A 15348-nucleotide genomic window follows, 5' to 3' on the forward strand; every position below is an offset into this window, starting at 1 on the left:
ACCGGTCCTGCCGGTTGCGCCAGTAGCGCCGGTTTGACCGGTTCTGCCTGTCGCCCCTGTAGCACCTGTTGCGCCTGTTGCGCCGGTAGGCCCTGTCAATACGCAGCAGCGGGACCAGCAGCAATTCGGATTGAATCGGCAGCGATCTCTGTCCCGATCATCGCAAGAACATTGACTCATAAACATTCCTCCTAAAAATTTTTGGAAACAGGCCTGTTTCTCTTTCATATTATGGGGAAAAGCAGTTTTTGTGCCTATTGCGATTTTTTTCGATAGAAAAGAATATCTTGACAGAAGAAATGAATTTTCCTATACTTGCGAAAAGAGCAAAGGAAAGGAGGACCTGTATGTTTGCGAATATGCCCAGAGTGGGGATGCGTATGGTGAAAACATCTCTGGCAGTTGCCATTTGTTTTTTGCTGTATTTTGCCCGAGGGGAAGAAGGTGTACCTGTTTTTTCCACCATTGCGGCCATCATCTGTATGCAGCCTTATGTGGAAAACAGCCGGCAAGCGGCTTTCAATCGTATTATCGGCACATTGTTGGGGGCGGTATTTGCCCTGCTGGTGCTGTATCTGATTCGCTTTATCCCATGGGAATATCGTATCCTGCGGTATATGGTCATTTCTTTTGCCATCATCCCGGTCATGTATGTGACGGTGCTGTTGAAACGGACGGGAGCATCGGCTTTGGCGGCTATCGTGCTTTTGAGCATTTGCCTTTCCAATGGGGGAAGACCGCCTATGATCGATGCAGTCAATCGTTCTGTGGAGACGATCATCGGCATCCTTGTTTCCTTGGGGGTCAACCGTCTGCATTTGCCCAGAAAAAAGGCGAAGAACTGCCTGTTTGTGACGGGCTTTGATGGGGCATTATATGATGAGAAAACAGGGATTTCTCCTTATGCTTTCTTTGAATTGAAACAGCTTCTTCAGAATGGGCTGGCCTTCACCATTGCCACAGAGCGAACCCCTGCATCCCTGCTGGCGGATGTAAAGGGGCTGGATTTGAACCTGCCTGTCATTGCCATGGACGGGGCAGTGCTCTATGATTTAAAGGAAAAAAGGTATCTTGCCACCAATGGCCTGCGGAAAGAGATGGCAGATGCTATCTGTGCTCTGCTGCGGGAGAGGGATTATCATTATTTCCTGAATGTAGTCTGGCAGGATGTCCTGCTGATTTATTATAAGGAATTTAAAAACGAGGTTGAGCAGCAGCTGTATGAAACGGCCCGCCGCTCTCCGTATCGTAATTATGTTTACGGCGATATGCCGGAAGAGGGTATCGTAGTCTATATCCTGCTGGTGCTGCGGGATGAAGAGGCTGATGCATTGGAGGAAGAGGTTCGGGCTATGGATACTGCCGGGGAATTACATTTCCTGCGGGATAAAAGCGAAACCCCGGAGGGATACTGTCATTGGAAGATCTATCATAAAAATGCCACAAAGGAATATATGCTGGAACGGCTGCTGCAGGATATTCCCCAAAAGAAATGTGTGGCCTTTGGCAGCAACAGGAACGACCTTTCCATGCTGGCGGCGGCGGACTTATCCTTTGCTACGGCGGAGGCCATTCCGGAGGCGGTACAGGCGGCCCATCGGCAGCTGAAAGGACCGGGAGGGGACAGCATCGTGCGGCAGATTTTCCATTTATATGAGCGCCTGCCATGGGAAAAGCTGCCAAAAGAATTGAGAGAGACTAAGGATTGAGAGGGATAAGATATGGACGAACTGCATGTATTTTCCAGGGCAGAGCTGCTCTTGGGAAAGGAGGGAATGGAACGGCTGCGGAATGCCCGAGTGGCGGTATTCGGCATCGGCGGCGTGGGTTCCTTTGCGGCGGAAGCCTTGGCAAGGGGCGGCGTAGGGCATATGGCCCTCATTGATGGGGATACGGTCAGCTTGACCAATATCAACCGTCAGCTCATTGCTACCCAGAAAACCATTGGCAGAGAAAAAACTGCCGTCATGGCGGAACGTATCCATGATATCTGCCCAGAGACGGAAGTGGTGGAGTATCCCTGCGTTTATGGGGTAGATAATAAGGATTTGATTGATTTTGCATCTTATGATTACATTGTGGATGCCATCGATACGGTGACCTCCAAGCTGTTGCTGATCGAAGAAGCAAAGAAGGCTGGTACAGAAGTCATCAGCTGTATGGGCACAGGGAATAAGCTGGACCCGACCCGCTTTGAGGTGGCGGATATTTCCAAAACCTCCGTCTGCCCTTTGGCAAAGGTGATGCGGAAGGAATTGAAAAATCGGGGCATCAGCGGCGTGAAAGTGGTCTATTCCAAGGAATTGCCATTGAAGCCTGCGGATTCCCAGGAAACAGGAAAACGGCAGATTCCCGGCAGCTTGTCCTTTGTGCCCCCTGTGGCGGGGATGATTTTGGCAGGAGAAGTCATCCGTCATATTGTTGGAGCAGAACTCGAATAAAGAATGTATAAGACCTTTGTGGAGAGCAAAGGCCTTTTTTTATGGATGATTTTGGAAAAGAGTGGTGGATTTTTCCCGAATTCTTACAGAATTCTTAGTTTTTTCTGAAAAAAGACCAACCTACTTGAAAAGAACAGGTATTTTCGCTAAAATGAAACTGCAAAGACTGTGTTCTGCATTTTTCGCGGATTTTTCCGCGGAGGAGAAACAGTAAGGAGGAATCCCTATGAAAAAACAAAAGAAATGGCTGATGCTAGGAATGGCCTTGGTTGGAATATTGGCGATGGCAGGCTGCGGCGGAAGTGCCGGGGATACAGCAGAAACGGCGAGTTCGCCGGAGGAATATGTGCAGGCGGCAAAGGAGGCTCTGGCGGCAGCGGACAGCTTTGCGGCGGATTTTGAAGCGGCGGTTTCTATGGAGGGTACCGGCGAAACGAATACCAAGGGCAAGATCACTTTGGTGAAGGAGCCTTTGTATGTGAAAGTAGATACCAAGATGGATTTTGCCAGCACAAAGGAAGATTATGCTATTTATTTGGAGAAAAGTGGCGATGCCGTGAACCAATATATGAATTATGACGGGCAGTGGACAGAAATGACCATGACGGAGGAAAATGCCCTCAGCGGCATTCAAGTCTATAATACCCTTTATAATATGGAAACCATCCTTTCGGCAGCGGAAAACTGGGAGATTGCCGAAGAAGGAGAGGAATCGACCCTTACAGCCATTATTCCGGAAGATAAGGTATACACGGTGGAGGAAAACGGAAGATTGTTTCAACTGGCAGGCATGAGCGGTCTTTCTGAAGTATATTTTGCGGGGGTGGGCGATGTCTCTGTGAAATTTGTAATGGATAAAAAAACAGGCGCACCGGTTTCTTATGAGATCGATTTGGCAAAGGCATTGGAAACGGTGACGAATAACGTGCTGAGAGAATTGGGCGGCGGTACCTTGGAAAACGGCGTAACCGTCGAAGCCTATACCATCACTTCTGAATTGACCCAGCTGGGCGGCGTGGCAGCGGAAGAGATTCCGGCGGCAGCCAAAAGTGATGCCATCAACTATGAAAAAGAAATTTCCATGCTGGAAAGCGGAGAATAAAAATAAGACCCGTTTCGGATGATCGAAGCGGGTTTTTCGTTGGAAATTAGGCATTAGGGCTTTTATTTTATGTATACATTATGTTATAATTTAATTTAATGTGTAAAAAATCTGTGAGAGTATCGCAGGGAAGATAAAAGACAAAAAAGAGAAAAGAAAAAAGGAGAGAAAAACATGATCGCTGCACAGGGTGTCAGCCTCCAGTATGGTGGCAGAGTACTTTTCAACGACGTGAATATCAATTTCACAAAGGGCAATTGTTATGGCCTGATTGGTGCCAATGGTGCCGGCAAATCTACATTTTTGAGAATTTTGGCGGGAGAACTGGAACCCAATAAAGGCTCTGTATTCATTACCCCCGGCGAAAGAATGGCCGTTTTGAAACAGGATCACTTCCTGTTTGATGATTTTGAAGTGGTGGACTGTGTTTTGTATGGCCATAAAAGACTGTATGATATCAGAAAAGAAAAAGATGCCCTCTATATGAAAGAGGACTTTACAGATGAGGATGGTATTAAAGCCGCAGAATTGGAAGGCGAATTTGCGGAGCTGGATGGCTGGGCAGCAGAATCCAATGCGGAAATGCTGCTGAATGGCCTGGGGATTACCAATGAATTCCATTATGTAAAAATGAAGGAACTGACAGGCAGCCAGAAGGTGAAAGTTCTGCTGGCGCAGGCTCTGTTTGGCAACCCTGATATCCTGCTGCTGGATGAACCTACCAACCACTTGGATATCCATGCCATCAAATGGCTGGAAGAATTCCTGATGAATTTTGAAAATACCGTTATCGTGGTTTCCCATGACCGTCACTTCCTGAATAAGGTCTGCACCAATATTGCTGATATTGACTATGGTAAGATCACCATGTTCGTCGGGAACTATGATTTCTGGTACAGCTATACCCAGATGACACAACGTCAGCTGAAAGACCAGAATAAGCGGGTGGAACAGAAGATCAAAGAACTGCAGGACTTTATCCAGAGATTCAGCGCCAACGCTTCCAAGGCAAAACAGGCTACCAGCAGAAAGAAGCTGCTGGATAACCTGCAGATGGATACCATCAAGCCCTCCAGCCGCCGCTACCCCTTCTGCAGCTTCAAGCAGGACAGAGAAGTGGGGAATGATGTCTTGCTGGTAGACGGCATTTCCAAGACGATTGACGGCAAAAAAGTGCTGAATAATGTAAGCTTCATGATTCGCCCCCACGAAAAAGTTGCTTTCGTTGGTAAGGATGAAATTGCCAGAACCACACTGTTTCAGATCCTCATGGGGGAAATGGAGCCCGACGAGGGTACCTTCAAATGGGGCATTACCACAAAAACAGCCTATTTCCCCAAGGATAACTCCGAATATTTCGATGGCTGCAAGGACAGCCTGATTGAATGGCTGCGTCCCTTTGCTAAGGAAGGGGAACAGTATGATTCCGATATCCGCGGCTGGCTGGGCAGAATGCTGTTCAGCGGTGAAGAGGCCCTGAAAGAAGCAAGTGTGCTTTCCGGTGGGGAAAGAGTACGCTGCATGCTGTGCAAGATGATGATGAGCGGCGCCAATGTGATGATTTTGGACGAGCCTACCAACCATCTGGATCTGGAATCCATCACAGCCCTGAATGAAGGCCTGACGGAGTATAAAGGCACACTGCTGTTCGATTCCCATGACCATCAGTTTGTGCAGACCATTGCAGACAGAATCATCGAAATCCTGCCCGGCGGCATCATCGACAGACAGATGACCTATGATGAATATATTGAAGATGAAAGCATCGATGCCATGAGAGAAAAACTTTCTTGATTGGAAGAACAATAGATACGACAAAAGAAAGACTGCCTCTGTCCCCTCGGGATAGGGGCAGATTTTGGAGGAATGAAATATGTGGGATATCTTTCTCGTAGTGGGAATTGGATTTTTCATAGGATACAAAGGCCTTTTGCGTGAAAAAGGCATTAAAATCAACAGTAAATTGCAGACGGTGTGGCTGATGCTCCTGATTTTCTGCATGGGCGTCAGCATCGGCAGAAACGGGGATATTGTGAAAAACCTGCCCCTGCTGGGGGGCAAGGCCATCTTATTTGCCATTCTGACAGCTTTGTGCAGCACCATTGTGGTTTATTTTCTTTCTGTATTGTTTCTGGAAAAGGAGGGAAAGAAATGAGCCTTGCAATTTTAGCAGTGCTGGTGCTGGGCATCGGCGCGGGATATTTTATGCCTGAAAATATCAGTGGTCTGATTGACAGTGCCTCTTCCTATATGCTGCTGATTCTGCTGTTTTCTGTGGGGATCGATATGGGGTTGAATAAAGAGGTTTTCACCCGTATCAAGGAATTGGGCGGTAAAATCCTGCTGATTCCCTTTGGGGTGGTAGCAGGCTCCCTTTGCGGCGGCGTTTTCGCTGCTCTGCTGGTGCATCTTTCTGTGAAGGATGGTCTGGCCATCTCTGCAGGGCTGGGGTGGTACAGTCTTTCCGGCATCCTCATCACAGAGGCGGGAAACCCTGTAGGGGGCACCATAGCCTTTTTGGCCAATGTATTCCGGGAAATGCTGACTTTTATCGTGGTGCCTTTTCTTGCCAGCCACTTGAATTATTATTGTGCCATTGCCCCGGCGGGGGCCACAGCCATGGATACGACTTTGGGCATCATCAGTAAAAATACCAATGCCACCATTGCGGTATTGTCTTTTGTCAGCGGCGTCATCTGTACCCTTTTGGTGCCGGTTTTGGTGCCTATTTTTCTGTAAAGGGAAAAAGTTTTAAAAAATTTGTAGAAAAGTGTTGACAAATTTTATCCGGTGCGTTATTATAATCTAGCGCACTGAGGTGTGCGGATGTGGCGGAACTGGCAGACGCGCTAGATTCAGGTTCTAGTGGGCATTGCGCCCGTGCAGGTTCAAGTCCTGTCATCCGCAGTATTGCGGAAAAGACCATCGACAAATCGGTGGTCTTTTGTTTTATAAAAAATAGTTTCTGTAAAATATAATTATTGCTGCATTTCCTTGCAGAATTTTGGATTGTATTTTTTCTTGAACAAATTTTGAAAAAAGGTGTTGACAAATGCCATCCGATGGGTTATTATAATCTAGCGCACTGAGATGTGCGGATGTGGCGGAACTGGCAGACGCGCTAGATTCAGGTTCTAGTGGGCATTGCGCCCGTGCAGGTTCAAGTCCTGTCATCCGCAGTATTGCGGAGGAGACCATCAATTTTGTTGATGGTCTTTTTTTATGCAAAAAAAGATGAATTTTCTTAGATAGAAGAAAGATTTTTAATTTTTTATATTTTTTTAAGATTTATGCTTGACATTTTCCATCAAATGCGTTATTATGATCTAGCGCACTGAGATGTGCGGATGTGGCGGAACTGGCAGACGCGCTAGATTCAGGTTCTAGTGGGCATTGCGCCCGTGCAGGTTCAAGTCCTGTCATCCGCAGTTTGCGGATTAGACCATCGATTTTATCGATGGTCTTTTTCTATGCCAAAAAAGATGATAAGATAAAATAAAAAAGATACTTGGAAAAGTCTTGCAATTTCATAGAAAAGTGCTATGATATCTTGAAATACTGCTTGAAAAGGAGGGTGCTTATGCATCTGGAATATTTGACCAAAGAAATTCCCTGGGGGAATGAGCCTTATCCCCCTGATCTGCAGGCGGAGATCCTACAGGGGAAAAGAGGCAGGCTGTTGGTGACGATTTACCGTACAGGGGGAGAAGGAACTCATCCTACGATTCTGCTGAACCATGGGTTCCCTGGCATCGAGAAAAATTTTGATTTGGCGCAGGCCCTGCGCCGAGTAGGATTTCATGTATTGACTTACCATTACAGTGGCAGCTGGGGCAGTGATGGGAAGTATTCCTATGCAAATAATCTGGAGGACGGCGAAACCCTCCTGGAATTCATAGAAAACGACGAGACATTTGGCTTTGATAAAGAAAAGCTTTTTGTGGTGGGCCATAGCGTAGGGGGCTTTGTGGCGGCCCACTTGCTGGCAAGGCATAAAGAATTAAAAGGCGGCGTGCTGCTGACCCCTTGCGATCTGGGCGGTGTGGTTTCTTTTCCGGAAGGGACAGAAGCCAAAAAGCTGCTGATGGAGATTTTTGAAAGCGGCCCTCTTTGGCTGAATGGTACCTCTCCGGAAGCGTTATTCGGGGAGGTTTCCGGCCATCAGGCGGAATATCGTATCTCTTCTCTGGTGAAGAAACTGGCAGACAGACCTGTTTTCTGCCTTGGGGCTGTCTATGATGAATCCTGCCCGCCAGAGGCCCATTGCCTGCCTTGGGTGGAAAAACTGCAGGAAATAGGCGGAAACGTGGTCTATGAGACCTTGGAAACAGACCATTCCTTCAGTGATGTGAGATTGACAATGATAGAAAAAGTGGCAAGATTTTTAGCGGAACAAGCGGAGAAATAAAAAGAAACCCATCAGATTTTTCTGATGGGTTTTGCTTTGTTAATCAACTTGAAATACGGATTTCAAATTAGGTGTAGGGCATTTTTTAATGGGTGAGAACTTCCGCACCATCCTCTGTGACTACGATAGTATATTCCCACTGGGCGGAAAGAGAGCCATCCTCTGTATAGATGGTCCAGCCGTTTTCTTCATCCTGGAAGAAATCTTCTCTCCCTTCGTTTACCATAGGTTCGATGGTGAATACCATGCCGGGCACCAACAGCATACCGGTACCTTTTTTGCCTACATGGCAGACATAGGGGTCTTCATGGATATCCAGACCAACGCCATGGCCGCCGATATCATGGAGAACCGTATAGCCATTGGCATAAACATGCTTGCTGACAGCTTCGCCGATATCCCCCAAAAAGCCCCAGGGCTTGACAGCTTGCAGGCCCAGATCCAGAGCTTCCTTTGTGACCTGTACCAGTTTTTTTGCTTCATCGCAGACTTCACCAATCAGGAACATACGGGAAGCATCGGCATAGTAGCCGTTCAGGATGGTGGTGATATCCACGTTGATGATATCTCCGCTTTTCAAAATTTCATCTTTGCTGGGGATGCCATGGCAAATGACATCGTTGACAGAGGTACAAAGGCTCTTAGGATAGCCATAATAACCCAATGTGGCAGGAGTGCCGCCATGGGAAACGATGTATTCATGAACGAGGGTATTGATCTCTTCTGTGGACATGCCTTCTTTGATGGTTTCCTGCACCAGATCCAAAACAGCTGTATTCAGCTTTCCGGCTTCCCGGATGCCTTCAATCTGTTCCGGTGTTTTGATCATTTTATGGGTGGGAACCAGAATGCCCTGGCTTTTCAGCTTCGCCAGTTTTTCATCAAATGCTGCATGACATGCTTTGTATTTTTTTCCGCTGCCGCACCAGCAGGGGCCATTTCTACCAATTTTCATAGTCTTTCTCCTTTTCCGTTGTAATGGATACAATACTGCAATAATGGTAGCACAAAAAAGGAGAAGGTACAAGATTTTTTGGCTGCCTGGCTGTACAGATTGAGAATTTATGTTAAACTAATGAATATAAAATTTGGAAACGGAGGCTGAACGCATGGCTAAAATTTATAAAAGTGTAGAAGAACTCATCGGCAAGACACCTTTGCTGGAATTGACAAAGCTGGAGCAGGAATTGGGGCTGAAAGCGACTCTGCTGGCGAAGGTGGAAGCTCTGAACCCCGGCGGCAGTGCCAAGGACAGAGTGGCAAAGCGTATGGTGGAGGATGCGGAACAGGCGGGCATCCTGAAGGCGGGAGCCACCATCATTGAGCCTACCAGCGGCAATACGGGCATTGGCTTGGCAGTTATGGCGGCGGCCAGGGGCTATCGTACTATCATTGTTATGCCTGATACCATGAGCATGGAACGCAGGCTGCTGATGACTGCCTTCGGTGCGGAGCTGGTGCTGACAGAAGGGGCAAAGGGTATGGCAGGTGCCATCGAAAAGGCAGAAGAGCTAGCGAAGGAAATCCCCAATTCCTTTATTCCCGGTCAGTTCGACAATCCCTCCAACCCTGCTGCCCATTACGATACCACAGGCCCCGAAATCTGGGAGGATACCGATGGGAAGGTGGATATTTTCGTGGCTGGCATCGGCACCGGCGGTACCTTGACTGGCGTTGGCAGATATCTGAAGGAAAAGAATCCCGATGTGAAAATCATCGGCGTAGAGCCGGCTTCTTCTCCTCTCCTGACAAAGGGCACAGCGGGCCCCCATGGATTACAGGGCATCGGCGCAAATTTTGTGCCTTCTATTTTGGATACGGAACTGTATGATGAAGTGCTGACAGTAACAGAAGAAGAGGCTTATGAAGCAGGCAGAGCCCTTGCAAGGAAAGAAGGGCTGTTGGCAGGCATTTCCGCTGGCGCGGCTGTCCATGCGGCGGCAGAAGTGGCCAAACGCCCGGAAAACGCAGGAAAGACGATTGTGGTGCTTCTGCCCGATACAGGGGACAGATATCTTTCTACGCCCCTATTTCAGGCATGATGACCAGAGAACAGCGGCAGTTTATCCAGATTACGGCAGCATTGACTATGCTCATCGACCATATCGGGATGCTGTTTTTTCCCACAAGCATCGGCTTTCGGGCCATTGGGCGGCTTTCCTTCCCCCTTTTTGCCTTCGGCATTGCAGAGGGGGTCGCCTATACCCATGATTTTTGGCGGTATTTTGGGCGTATCCTGCTGACGGCAATCCTTTCACAGCCTGTTTATATGCTGACCTTTGGGTTATCCCAGGGAAATCCCCTGTTTATGCTGGCTTGGGGTGCAGCAGCTTTGTATTTCTGGCGGCAGGGGAAAAAAGCCGTGGCGGCAGTGCTGCTGCTTGGCTCTGTTTGGGCAGATATGAGCTATGGCTGGTATGGGGTTTGGACGATCTTCTTTTTTGGATGTTATCAGGAAAAGGAATCTCTCTGTTTCTATGGGCAGCTGCTGCTGAATATCTTGTACGGCCTGCGGACAAAGGCGTGGATACAGATGCTTTCCCTATTTTCCTTTTCTTTCTTGGATGGAAAATGGCGCATCAAAGCCCTGAGCCGCAGATTGCCCAGATATTTTTTCTATGCCTTCTATCCCTTGCATCTGTTGGTGCTTTGGGGAATAAAAACAGCCATATAAAAAACACTCTGCATTTTTGCAGAGTGTTTTTATGTTGCCTGATTTTTACGGATGCGGAAGAATGCCCGCAGCACTACGGCAATGATTGGCCCTAAGATCAAGCCGAATACGCCGATGCACTTAAAGCCGAAATACATGGAAAACAGAGTCAGCAGAGGGTGCAGACCGATCTGTGTCCCGAGGATTTTGGGCTGCAAAATCTGCCGCATGACCTGAATGATGCCGTATAGTGCCAGATAGCCGATGGCCAGGAAGGTGTTCCCTGTCATCAGGTGGATTACTGCCCCGGGCCAGAGGATGAAGCCGCTGCCGAAGAAGGGCAGGGAATCGATCACGGCGATGAGAACGCTCAGCAGCAGGGGATAGGGCGATTTCATGACCAGCATACCAATAATAGTGATGGTGAAGGTAAAGCCCATCAGGATGAATTGGGTCTTGATATAGCCCCAGACAGAGGCTTTCAGTTCCTGTTTGGTGGTGTTGATGGAAAGCCCCAGCAAAGGGGCCACATGGGCCTGATATGCCCTGTGGATCAATTCTTTATCTTTGGTAAAGAAATAAGCGGAGATCAGCGCTACAAAGAAGCCGAGAAAGAAGCTGGAAACACCGCCCAATTTGCCGGCAGCACTGCCCTTTGGTATGAGGGAAAGCAGCACGCCGGAGGTATCATTCTGGAATTCCAGAAAGGCTGTCTGCAGGGCTGCCGGCAGCTTTTCCCGAAAGGCATCGAATTGAGCCCAGAAATCCTGCAGCTTCCCTTCGATAAGATTGATATAGTGGGGCAGATTTTCGGAAAGTTCCCGGATCCTGCCGACGATACTTGTCCCTGACCAGAAGACCAGAAGCCCCAACAGGGCGAACAGAAGCAGAATGCCCAGTAGGGCACCAATGCCCCGGGGAATGCCAAAACGCTGCAGCCGATCCGCCAGAGGGTTGAATAAAAGGCTCAGAAGCCACCCGATCAGGAAGGGCAGGAAGATACCAAATATATAGCGGAAAAACAGGAAGCAGAGAAGCACTGCCGCAAAAAGCAGCACAAAATCATGGATGGCCTGTTTATTTTTTTCATAGAAAGCCCACATAAGGTTCGCCTCCTTTTCTTCCATTATAATACCAATTTTGAAAGAAGGAATAGCTTTTTTCAAAATTAAGGGAAAGGAAAGAAACAAAAAGGAGAAAGAAAGGAAACAAATCCAATCTTTCTCCCAAAATGCGGGTTAGCCCAGTTTTTTGATAAGATCAACCATTTCGATAGCGGAAACAGCAACATCGTAGCCCTTATTGCCAGCCTTTGTGCCTGCCCGTTCTACAGCCTGTTCGATATTTTCTGTTGTTACAACGCCAAACATCACAGGGACGCCTGTTTCCAGAGAAATCTGAGCAATGCCCTTGGATACTTCGTTGCAGACATAATCATAGTGGCTGGTAGCACCCCGGATGACTGCGCCCAGGCAGATGATAGCATCATATTTGCCGGAAAGGGCCATCTGCTTTGCGGCAGTGGGGATTTCAAAGGCGCCGGGCACCCAAGCCAGTGTGATATCGTCCCCATCTGCACCATGGCGCAGCAGAGCATCCTCTGCACCGCCGATGAGCTTGCTTACGATAAATTCATTGAATCTTGCGGCAACAACGCCAAATTTCATTCCATTTGCAATGAGATTTCCTTCAATTTTATGCATAGTGATTTCCTCCTTTAGATCTGTTGTTTCTGAAACGCTGTTTATTCAAAAATATGGGAGAAGATATGTCCCATTTTCTGCTGTTTGGTACGCAGATAGAATTCATCATATTTCTGAGGGGTGATTTCGATCGGCACCCGTTCTACGATTTCTACGCCAAAGCCATCCAGACCATAAACCTTTTCGGGGTTGTTTGTCAAAAGGCGCAGCTCCTTGGCACCCAAGTCCTGCAAAATCTGTGCACCAATCCAATATTCCCGCAGGTCGGGGGCAAAGCCCAGCTCCAGATTGGCTTCTACAGTATCTCTGCCTTTTTCCTGCAATTCATAAGCTTTCAGCTTATTGATGAGGCCGATGCCTCTGCCTTCCTGACGCATATACAGCAGGATGCCTCTGCCTTCCTTTTCAATCTGCTGCATGGCAGCGGCAAGCTGAGGGCCGCAGTCGCAGCGGCAGGAGCCAAATACATCCCCTGTCAGGCATTCGGAATGGACACGGCAGAGCAGGTTTTTTCCATCGCCGATATCGCCCTTTACCAAAGCTACATGGTGTTCCCCTGTGATATCGTTGACATAACCGCAGATTTTGAATTCTCCATAGGCTGTGGGCAGTTTTGCTTCTGCTTCCTTGCGGACATGCTTATCATGGCGGCGGCAATAATCCTGCAGGTCTTTGATAGTAACTACCTTTATGTTCCATTCTGTCGCTTTTTCCAGCAGTTCGGAAGTACGCATCATGGTACCGTCCTCTCGCATGATTTCGCAGCAAAGACCGCATTCCTCCAGGCCTGCCAGGCGGCACAGGTCAACAGTGGCTTCCGTGTGGCCATTGCGTACCAGCACACCGCCTTTTCTTGCCACCAGAGGGAATACATGACCGGGGCGGCGCAGATCTTCAGGCTTTGTAGAGGGGTCTACGCACATACGGCAGGTATAGCCTCTTTCTTCGGCAGAAATGCCTGTGGTGGTATTCACATGGTCGATGGAAACGGTGAAAGCGGTGCTGTGGTTATCTGTATTTACTTTTACCATCTGTTCCAGACCCAATCTGTCAGCTACAGCGGCAGACATGGGGGTGCAGATAAGCCCCTTGGCTTCCCTTGCCATAAAGTTTACGTTTTCTGTAGTAGCGAACTGAGCGGCACAAATGAGGTCGCCTTCGTTTTCCCGGTCGGGGTCATCAATGACCATGATAAGGTGACCGGCTCTCAATTCTTCCAATGCTTCTGCAATGGTGCTGTATGTATATTCCATGTTTGATCCTCCTTTTCAAACTTAAAATCCGTTTTCCTGTAAAAACGACAGGGTCAGACCGCTTTTTTTCTCCTCCTCCTGAGGAGTGGTGAAGCGGCGGATATATTTGGCGATGACATCCGTTTCCAGATTGACGGGGTCACCGGTTTTTTTATCCAATAAAATTGTTTGCGCCCCGGTATGGGGGATGATGGAAACAGTGAAGTTTTCCTGATTGACAGAAACTACCGTCAGGCTCACACCATCGATGGTGATGGAACCTTTTTCCACGATTTCATATAAAATATCGGGGGCTGCGGCAATGGTCAGCACCATGGCGTTGCCTTCCTGTTTCTTTTGTGCCAGCGTGCCGGTGCCGTCCACATGGCCGGCTACGATATGTCCGCCGAAGCGTCCGTCTGCCGCCATGGCCCGTTCCAGATTGACAGGGTCTCCTTGGCGCAAGGCGCCCAAATCGCTGCGGCGAAGGGTTTCCGCCATGACATCGGCGGTAAAGCCATCCTTTTGCAAAGAGGTTACCGTCAGGCAGACGCCGTTGACAGCGATACTGTCGCCGATTTTCGTCCCTGGCAGGATATCCTTGCAGCCGATGGCGATGCTGCCCCATTCCGAACCGGATACCACCCGGCGGACAGAGCCGATTTCTTCAATCAATCCTGTAAACATGGCTTTCCTCCTTCCAAAATGTCATATTCCAGCAATAAGTCTTCTCCGAAGGTCTGCAGACCTGTCTGTTTCAGCAGGAAAGCATCGGCAGGCAGAGCAACGCCTGCGCCGCCCACGGGGGTTTTTGCGGAAGCGCCGCCGAAAATCTTCGGGGCAAGGTAAGCATAGACCTTCTGTGCCAGCCCTTCTTCCAAAAGGCTGAAATGAATCTGACCGCCGCCTTCTGCCAGAACGCTGTCGATTTCTGCTTCTGCCAGCTTTTTCATGAGGGGGCGAAGGGCAACGTGTCCGTTTCGTTCGGGCATTTGCCAAAGGGTGATGCCGAGATTTTTCAGAGCGTCAATTTTTTGAGAATCCCCATCTATATAGGCCACGATGGTTTCGATTTCTTTGGCGGTTTTGCAGATCTGGCTGTCCAAGGGCAGGCGCAGATGGCTGTCGCAAATAATACGGACGGGGTCTCGGCCATTTTCCATACGGCAGTTCAAGAGGGGATCATCGGCAAGAACGGTGCCGATGCCAGCCAAAATGCCCCGATACCGATGGCGCAGCTGATGGACATGGGCTCTGGATGCTTCTCCGGTGATCCATTGAGAAGCCCCCGTGACGGTAGCGATTTTTCCGTCTGCGGTCATAGCGTATTTGATTGCCACATAGGGCATTTTTTTCGTGATATAGTGAAAAAAGATGGGATTCAATGTGTCGCATTCCTCCCGCAGGTAATCCTCAATCACCTCTACGCCATGCTGGCGCAGAAGGGCGGCACCTTTGCCGCTGACCTTGGGATTGGGGTCTCGGGAGCCGATGATGACCCGGCGGATGCCCTTTTCCAAAATGATCTCCGTACAGGGCGGAGTACGCCCCTGATGGCAGCAGGGCTCCAGGGTGACATAAAGATCTGCCCCGGAAGGGTCTTCTGTGCAGTGGGCAAAGGCATTCCGCTCTGCGTGCAGATCACCGCAGCGGGCATGATAGCCTTCGCCGATGATCTGGCCGTCTTTTACGATGACAGCCCCTACCAAAGGGTTGGGATTGGTATAGCCAGTGCCGTTTTTTGCCAAAGCAATGGCACGGCGCATATAGGATTCGTTCAGCATGGAAAAAAACACTTCCTTTCCCTCA

Annotated in this window: 16 protein-coding genes, 3 tRNA genes and 1 pseudogene; 13 read left to right on the top strand and 7 right to left on the bottom strand. The window is 48.8% G+C overall.

Translation table 11 applies throughout. From position 1 onward, the window contains the following. Positions 1-180 (bottom strand): hypothetical protein (locus ACI39P_RS04750; protein ID WP_439719541.1); only part of this gene is annotated, 180 nt, incomplete at its 3' end. A 167-nt stretch (positions 181-347) separates the two neighbouring features. Between ACI39P_RS04750 and ACI39P_RS04755 the strand changes: the two genes are divergently transcribed. From ACI39P_RS04755 to ACI39P_RS04805, 11 genes and pseudogenes are all read left to right on the top strand, one after another. Further along, positions 348-1709, top strand: a complete 1362-nt coding sequence (locus tag ACI39P_RS04755) for an HAD hydrolase family protein (protein WP_439719542.1) — start codon at positions 348-350, stop codon at positions 1707-1709. Positions 1710-1721: 12 nt separating this feature from the next. Next, positions 1722-2441 carry a ThiF family adenylyltransferase gene (locus ACI39P_RS04760; protein ID WP_439719543.1) on the top strand — a complete coding sequence of 240 codons (720 nt, stop codon included), beginning with the start codon at positions 1722-1724 and terminating at the stop codon, positions 2439-2441. Between the two features lie 226 nt (positions 2442-2667). Continuing rightward, positions 2668-3543 (top strand): hypothetical protein, encoded by an 876-nt coding sequence (locus ACI39P_RS04765; RefSeq protein ID WP_439719544.1) that lies wholly within the window; start codon positions 2668-2670, stop codon positions 3541-3543. Between the two features lie 174 nt (positions 3544-3717). After that, positions 3718-4257, top strand: a pseudogene (locus ACI39P_RS04770) (ATP-binding cassette domain-containing protein); the annotation flags it as partial. Positions 4258-4311: 54 nt separating this feature from the next. Next, entirely contained in the window at positions 4312-5337 is a 1026-nt protein-coding gene (locus tag ACI39P_RS04775) for an ATP-binding cassette domain-containing protein (RefSeq protein WP_439719570.1), read from the top strand. 79 nt (positions 5338-5416) lie between these two features. Then, a complete protein-coding gene (locus tag ACI39P_RS04780) occupies positions 5417-5698 on the top strand; it encodes a LysO family transporter (protein ID WP_439719545.1) in 282 nt (93 codons plus the stop codon). After that, the gene (locus ACI39P_RS04785; protein ID WP_439719546.1) at positions 5695-6282 is read left to right on the top strand and encodes a lysine exporter LysO family protein; all 588 of its coding nucleotides are present in this window, start codon (positions 5695-5697) and stop codon (positions 6280-6282) included. Before ACI39P_RS04780 ends, ACI39P_RS04785 begins: the two co-directional genes overlap by 4 nt. An 83-nt stretch (positions 6283-6365) precedes the next feature. Beyond that, positions 6366-6450, top strand: a tRNA-Leu gene (locus tag ACI39P_RS04790). A 187-nt stretch (positions 6451-6637) separates the two neighbouring features. Next, positions 6638-6722, top strand: a tRNA-Leu gene (locus tag ACI39P_RS04795). Positions 6723-6886: 164 nt separating this feature from the next. After that, positions 6887-6971 (top strand) — tRNA-Leu (locus ACI39P_RS04800). A gap of 152 nt (positions 6972-7123) precedes the next feature. After that, positions 7124-7951 carry an alpha/beta fold hydrolase gene (locus ACI39P_RS04805; RefSeq protein WP_439719547.1) on the top strand — a complete coding sequence of 276 codons (828 nt, stop codon included), beginning with the start codon at positions 7124-7126 and terminating at the stop codon, positions 7949-7951. 85 nt (positions 7952-8036) lie between these two features. On the opposite strand, the gene map is transcribed toward ACI39P_RS04805, so the two are convergent. Continuing rightward, a complete protein-coding gene (gene map / locus ACI39P_RS04810) occupies positions 8037-8906 on the bottom strand; it encodes a type I methionyl aminopeptidase (RefSeq protein ID WP_439719548.1) in 870 nt (289 codons plus the stop codon). A 154-nt stretch (positions 8907-9060) separates the two neighbouring features. On the opposite strand from map, the gene cysK reads away from it, so the two are divergent. After that, positions 9061-9993 (top strand): cysteine synthase A, encoded by a 933-nt coding sequence (cysK, locus tag ACI39P_RS04815; RefSeq protein ID WP_439719549.1) that lies wholly within the window; start codon positions 9061-9063, stop codon positions 9991-9993. Beyond that, complete coding sequence (locus tag ACI39P_RS04820; RefSeq protein ID WP_439719550.1) at positions 9990-10625, top strand: TraX family protein; 636 nt, start codon at positions 9990-9992, stop codon at positions 10623-10625. The genes cysK and ACI39P_RS04820 overlap by 4 nt, the downstream gene beginning before the upstream one ends. Positions 10626-10654: 29 nt before the next feature. Here ACI39P_RS04820 and ytvI read toward each other — a convergent pair whose 3' ends face one another. The 5 genes from ytvI to ribD form a co-directional block, all read right to left on the bottom strand. After that, positions 10655-11707 (bottom strand): sporulation integral membrane protein YtvI, encoded by a 1053-nt coding sequence (gene ytvI, locus ACI39P_RS04825; protein WP_439719551.1) that lies wholly within the window; start codon positions 11705-11707, stop codon positions 10655-10657. Positions 11708-11842: 135 nt separating this feature from the next. Then, the gene (ribH, locus tag ACI39P_RS04830) at positions 11843-12307 is read right to left on the bottom strand and encodes a 6,7-dimethyl-8-ribityllumazine synthase (RefSeq protein ID WP_439719552.1); all 465 of its coding nucleotides are present in this window, start codon (positions 12305-12307) and stop codon (positions 11843-11845) included. Positions 12308-12348: 41 nt separating this feature from the next. After that, positions 12349-13560, bottom strand: coding sequence for a bifunctional 3,4-dihydroxy-2-butanone-4-phosphate synthase/GTP cyclohydrolase II (locus ACI39P_RS04835; protein ID WP_439719553.1), 1212 nt, complete (start codon positions 13558-13560; stop codon positions 12349-12351). A gap of 21 nt (positions 13561-13581) precedes the next feature. Then, positions 13582-14226, bottom strand: coding sequence for a riboflavin synthase (locus ACI39P_RS04840; protein WP_439719554.1), 645 nt, complete (start codon positions 14224-14226; stop codon positions 13582-13584). Continuing rightward, the gene (gene ribD, locus ACI39P_RS04845; RefSeq protein WP_439719555.1) at positions 14211-15323 is read right to left on the bottom strand and encodes a bifunctional diaminohydroxyphosphoribosylaminopyrimidine deaminase/5-amino-6-(5-phosphoribosylamino)uracil reductase RibD; all 1113 of its coding nucleotides are present in this window, start codon (positions 15321-15323) and stop codon (positions 14211-14213) included. Before ribD ends, ACI39P_RS04840 begins: the two co-directional genes overlap by 16 nt. Positions 15324-15348: the final 25 nt, after the last annotated feature.

This window comes from Anaerotignum sp. (genome assembly GCF_051877975.1).
In the GTDB taxonomy this organism is placed as follows: Bacteria; Bacillota; Clostridia; order Lachnospirales; family Anaerotignaceae; genus Anaerotignum_A.

What these genes read in the sequence shown, in the direction of transcription:
- ACI39P_RS04755 (WP_439719542.1), top strand. Translation starts at nt 348, where the DNA reads ATGTTTGCGAATATGCCCAGAGTGGGGATGCGTATGGTGAAAACATCT.
- ACI39P_RS04760 (WP_439719543.1), top strand. Translation starts at nt 1,722, where the DNA reads ATGGACGAACTGCATGTATTTTCCAGGGCAGAGCTGCTCTTGGGAAAG.
- ACI39P_RS04765 (WP_439719544.1), top strand. Translation starts at nt 2,668, where the DNA reads ATGAAAAAACAAAAGAAATGGCTGATGCTAGGAATGGCCTTGGTTGGA.
- ACI39P_RS04775 (WP_439719570.1), top strand. Translation starts at nt 4,312, where the DNA reads ATGAATTTTGAAAATACCGTTATCGTGGTTTCCCATGACCGTCACTTC.
- ACI39P_RS04780 (WP_439719545.1), top strand. Translation starts at nt 5,417, where the DNA reads ATGTGGGATATCTTTCTCGTAGTGGGAATTGGATTTTTCATAGGATAC.
- ACI39P_RS04785 (WP_439719546.1), top strand. Translation starts at nt 5,695, where the DNA reads ATGAGCCTTGCAATTTTAGCAGTGCTGGTGCTGGGCATCGGCGCGGGA.
- ACI39P_RS04805 (WP_439719547.1), top strand. Translation starts at nt 7,124, where the DNA reads ATGCATCTGGAATATTTGACCAAAGAAATTCCCTGGGGGAATGAGCCT.
- map (WP_439719548.1), bottom strand. Translation starts at nt 8,906, where the DNA reads ATGAAAATTGGTAGAAATGGCCCCTGCTGGTGCGGCAGCGGAAAAAAA.
- cysK (WP_439719549.1), top strand. Translation starts at nt 9,061, where the DNA reads ATGGCTAAAATTTATAAAAGTGTAGAAGAACTCATCGGCAAGACACCT.
- ACI39P_RS04820 (WP_439719550.1), top strand. Translation starts at nt 9,990, where the DNA reads ATGATGACCAGAGAACAGCGGCAGTTTATCCAGATTACGGCAGCATTG.
- ytvI (WP_439719551.1), bottom strand. Translation starts at nt 11,707, where the DNA reads ATGTGGGCTTTCTATGAAAAAAATAAACAGGCCATCCATGATTTTGTG.
- ribH (WP_439719552.1), bottom strand. Translation starts at nt 12,307, where the DNA reads ATGCATAAAATTGAAGGAAATCTCATTGCAAATGGAATGAAATTTGGC.
- ACI39P_RS04835 (WP_439719553.1), bottom strand. Translation starts at nt 13,560, where the DNA reads ATGGAATATACATACAGCACCATTGCAGAAGCATTGGAAGAATTGAGA.
- ACI39P_RS04840 (WP_439719554.1), bottom strand. Translation starts at nt 14,226, where the DNA reads ATGTTTACAGGATTGATTGAAGAAATCGGCTCTGTCCGCCGGGTGGTA.
- ribD (WP_439719555.1), bottom strand. Translation starts at nt 15,323, where the DNA reads ATGCTGAACGAATCCTATATGCGCCGTGCCATTGCTTTGGCAAAAAAC.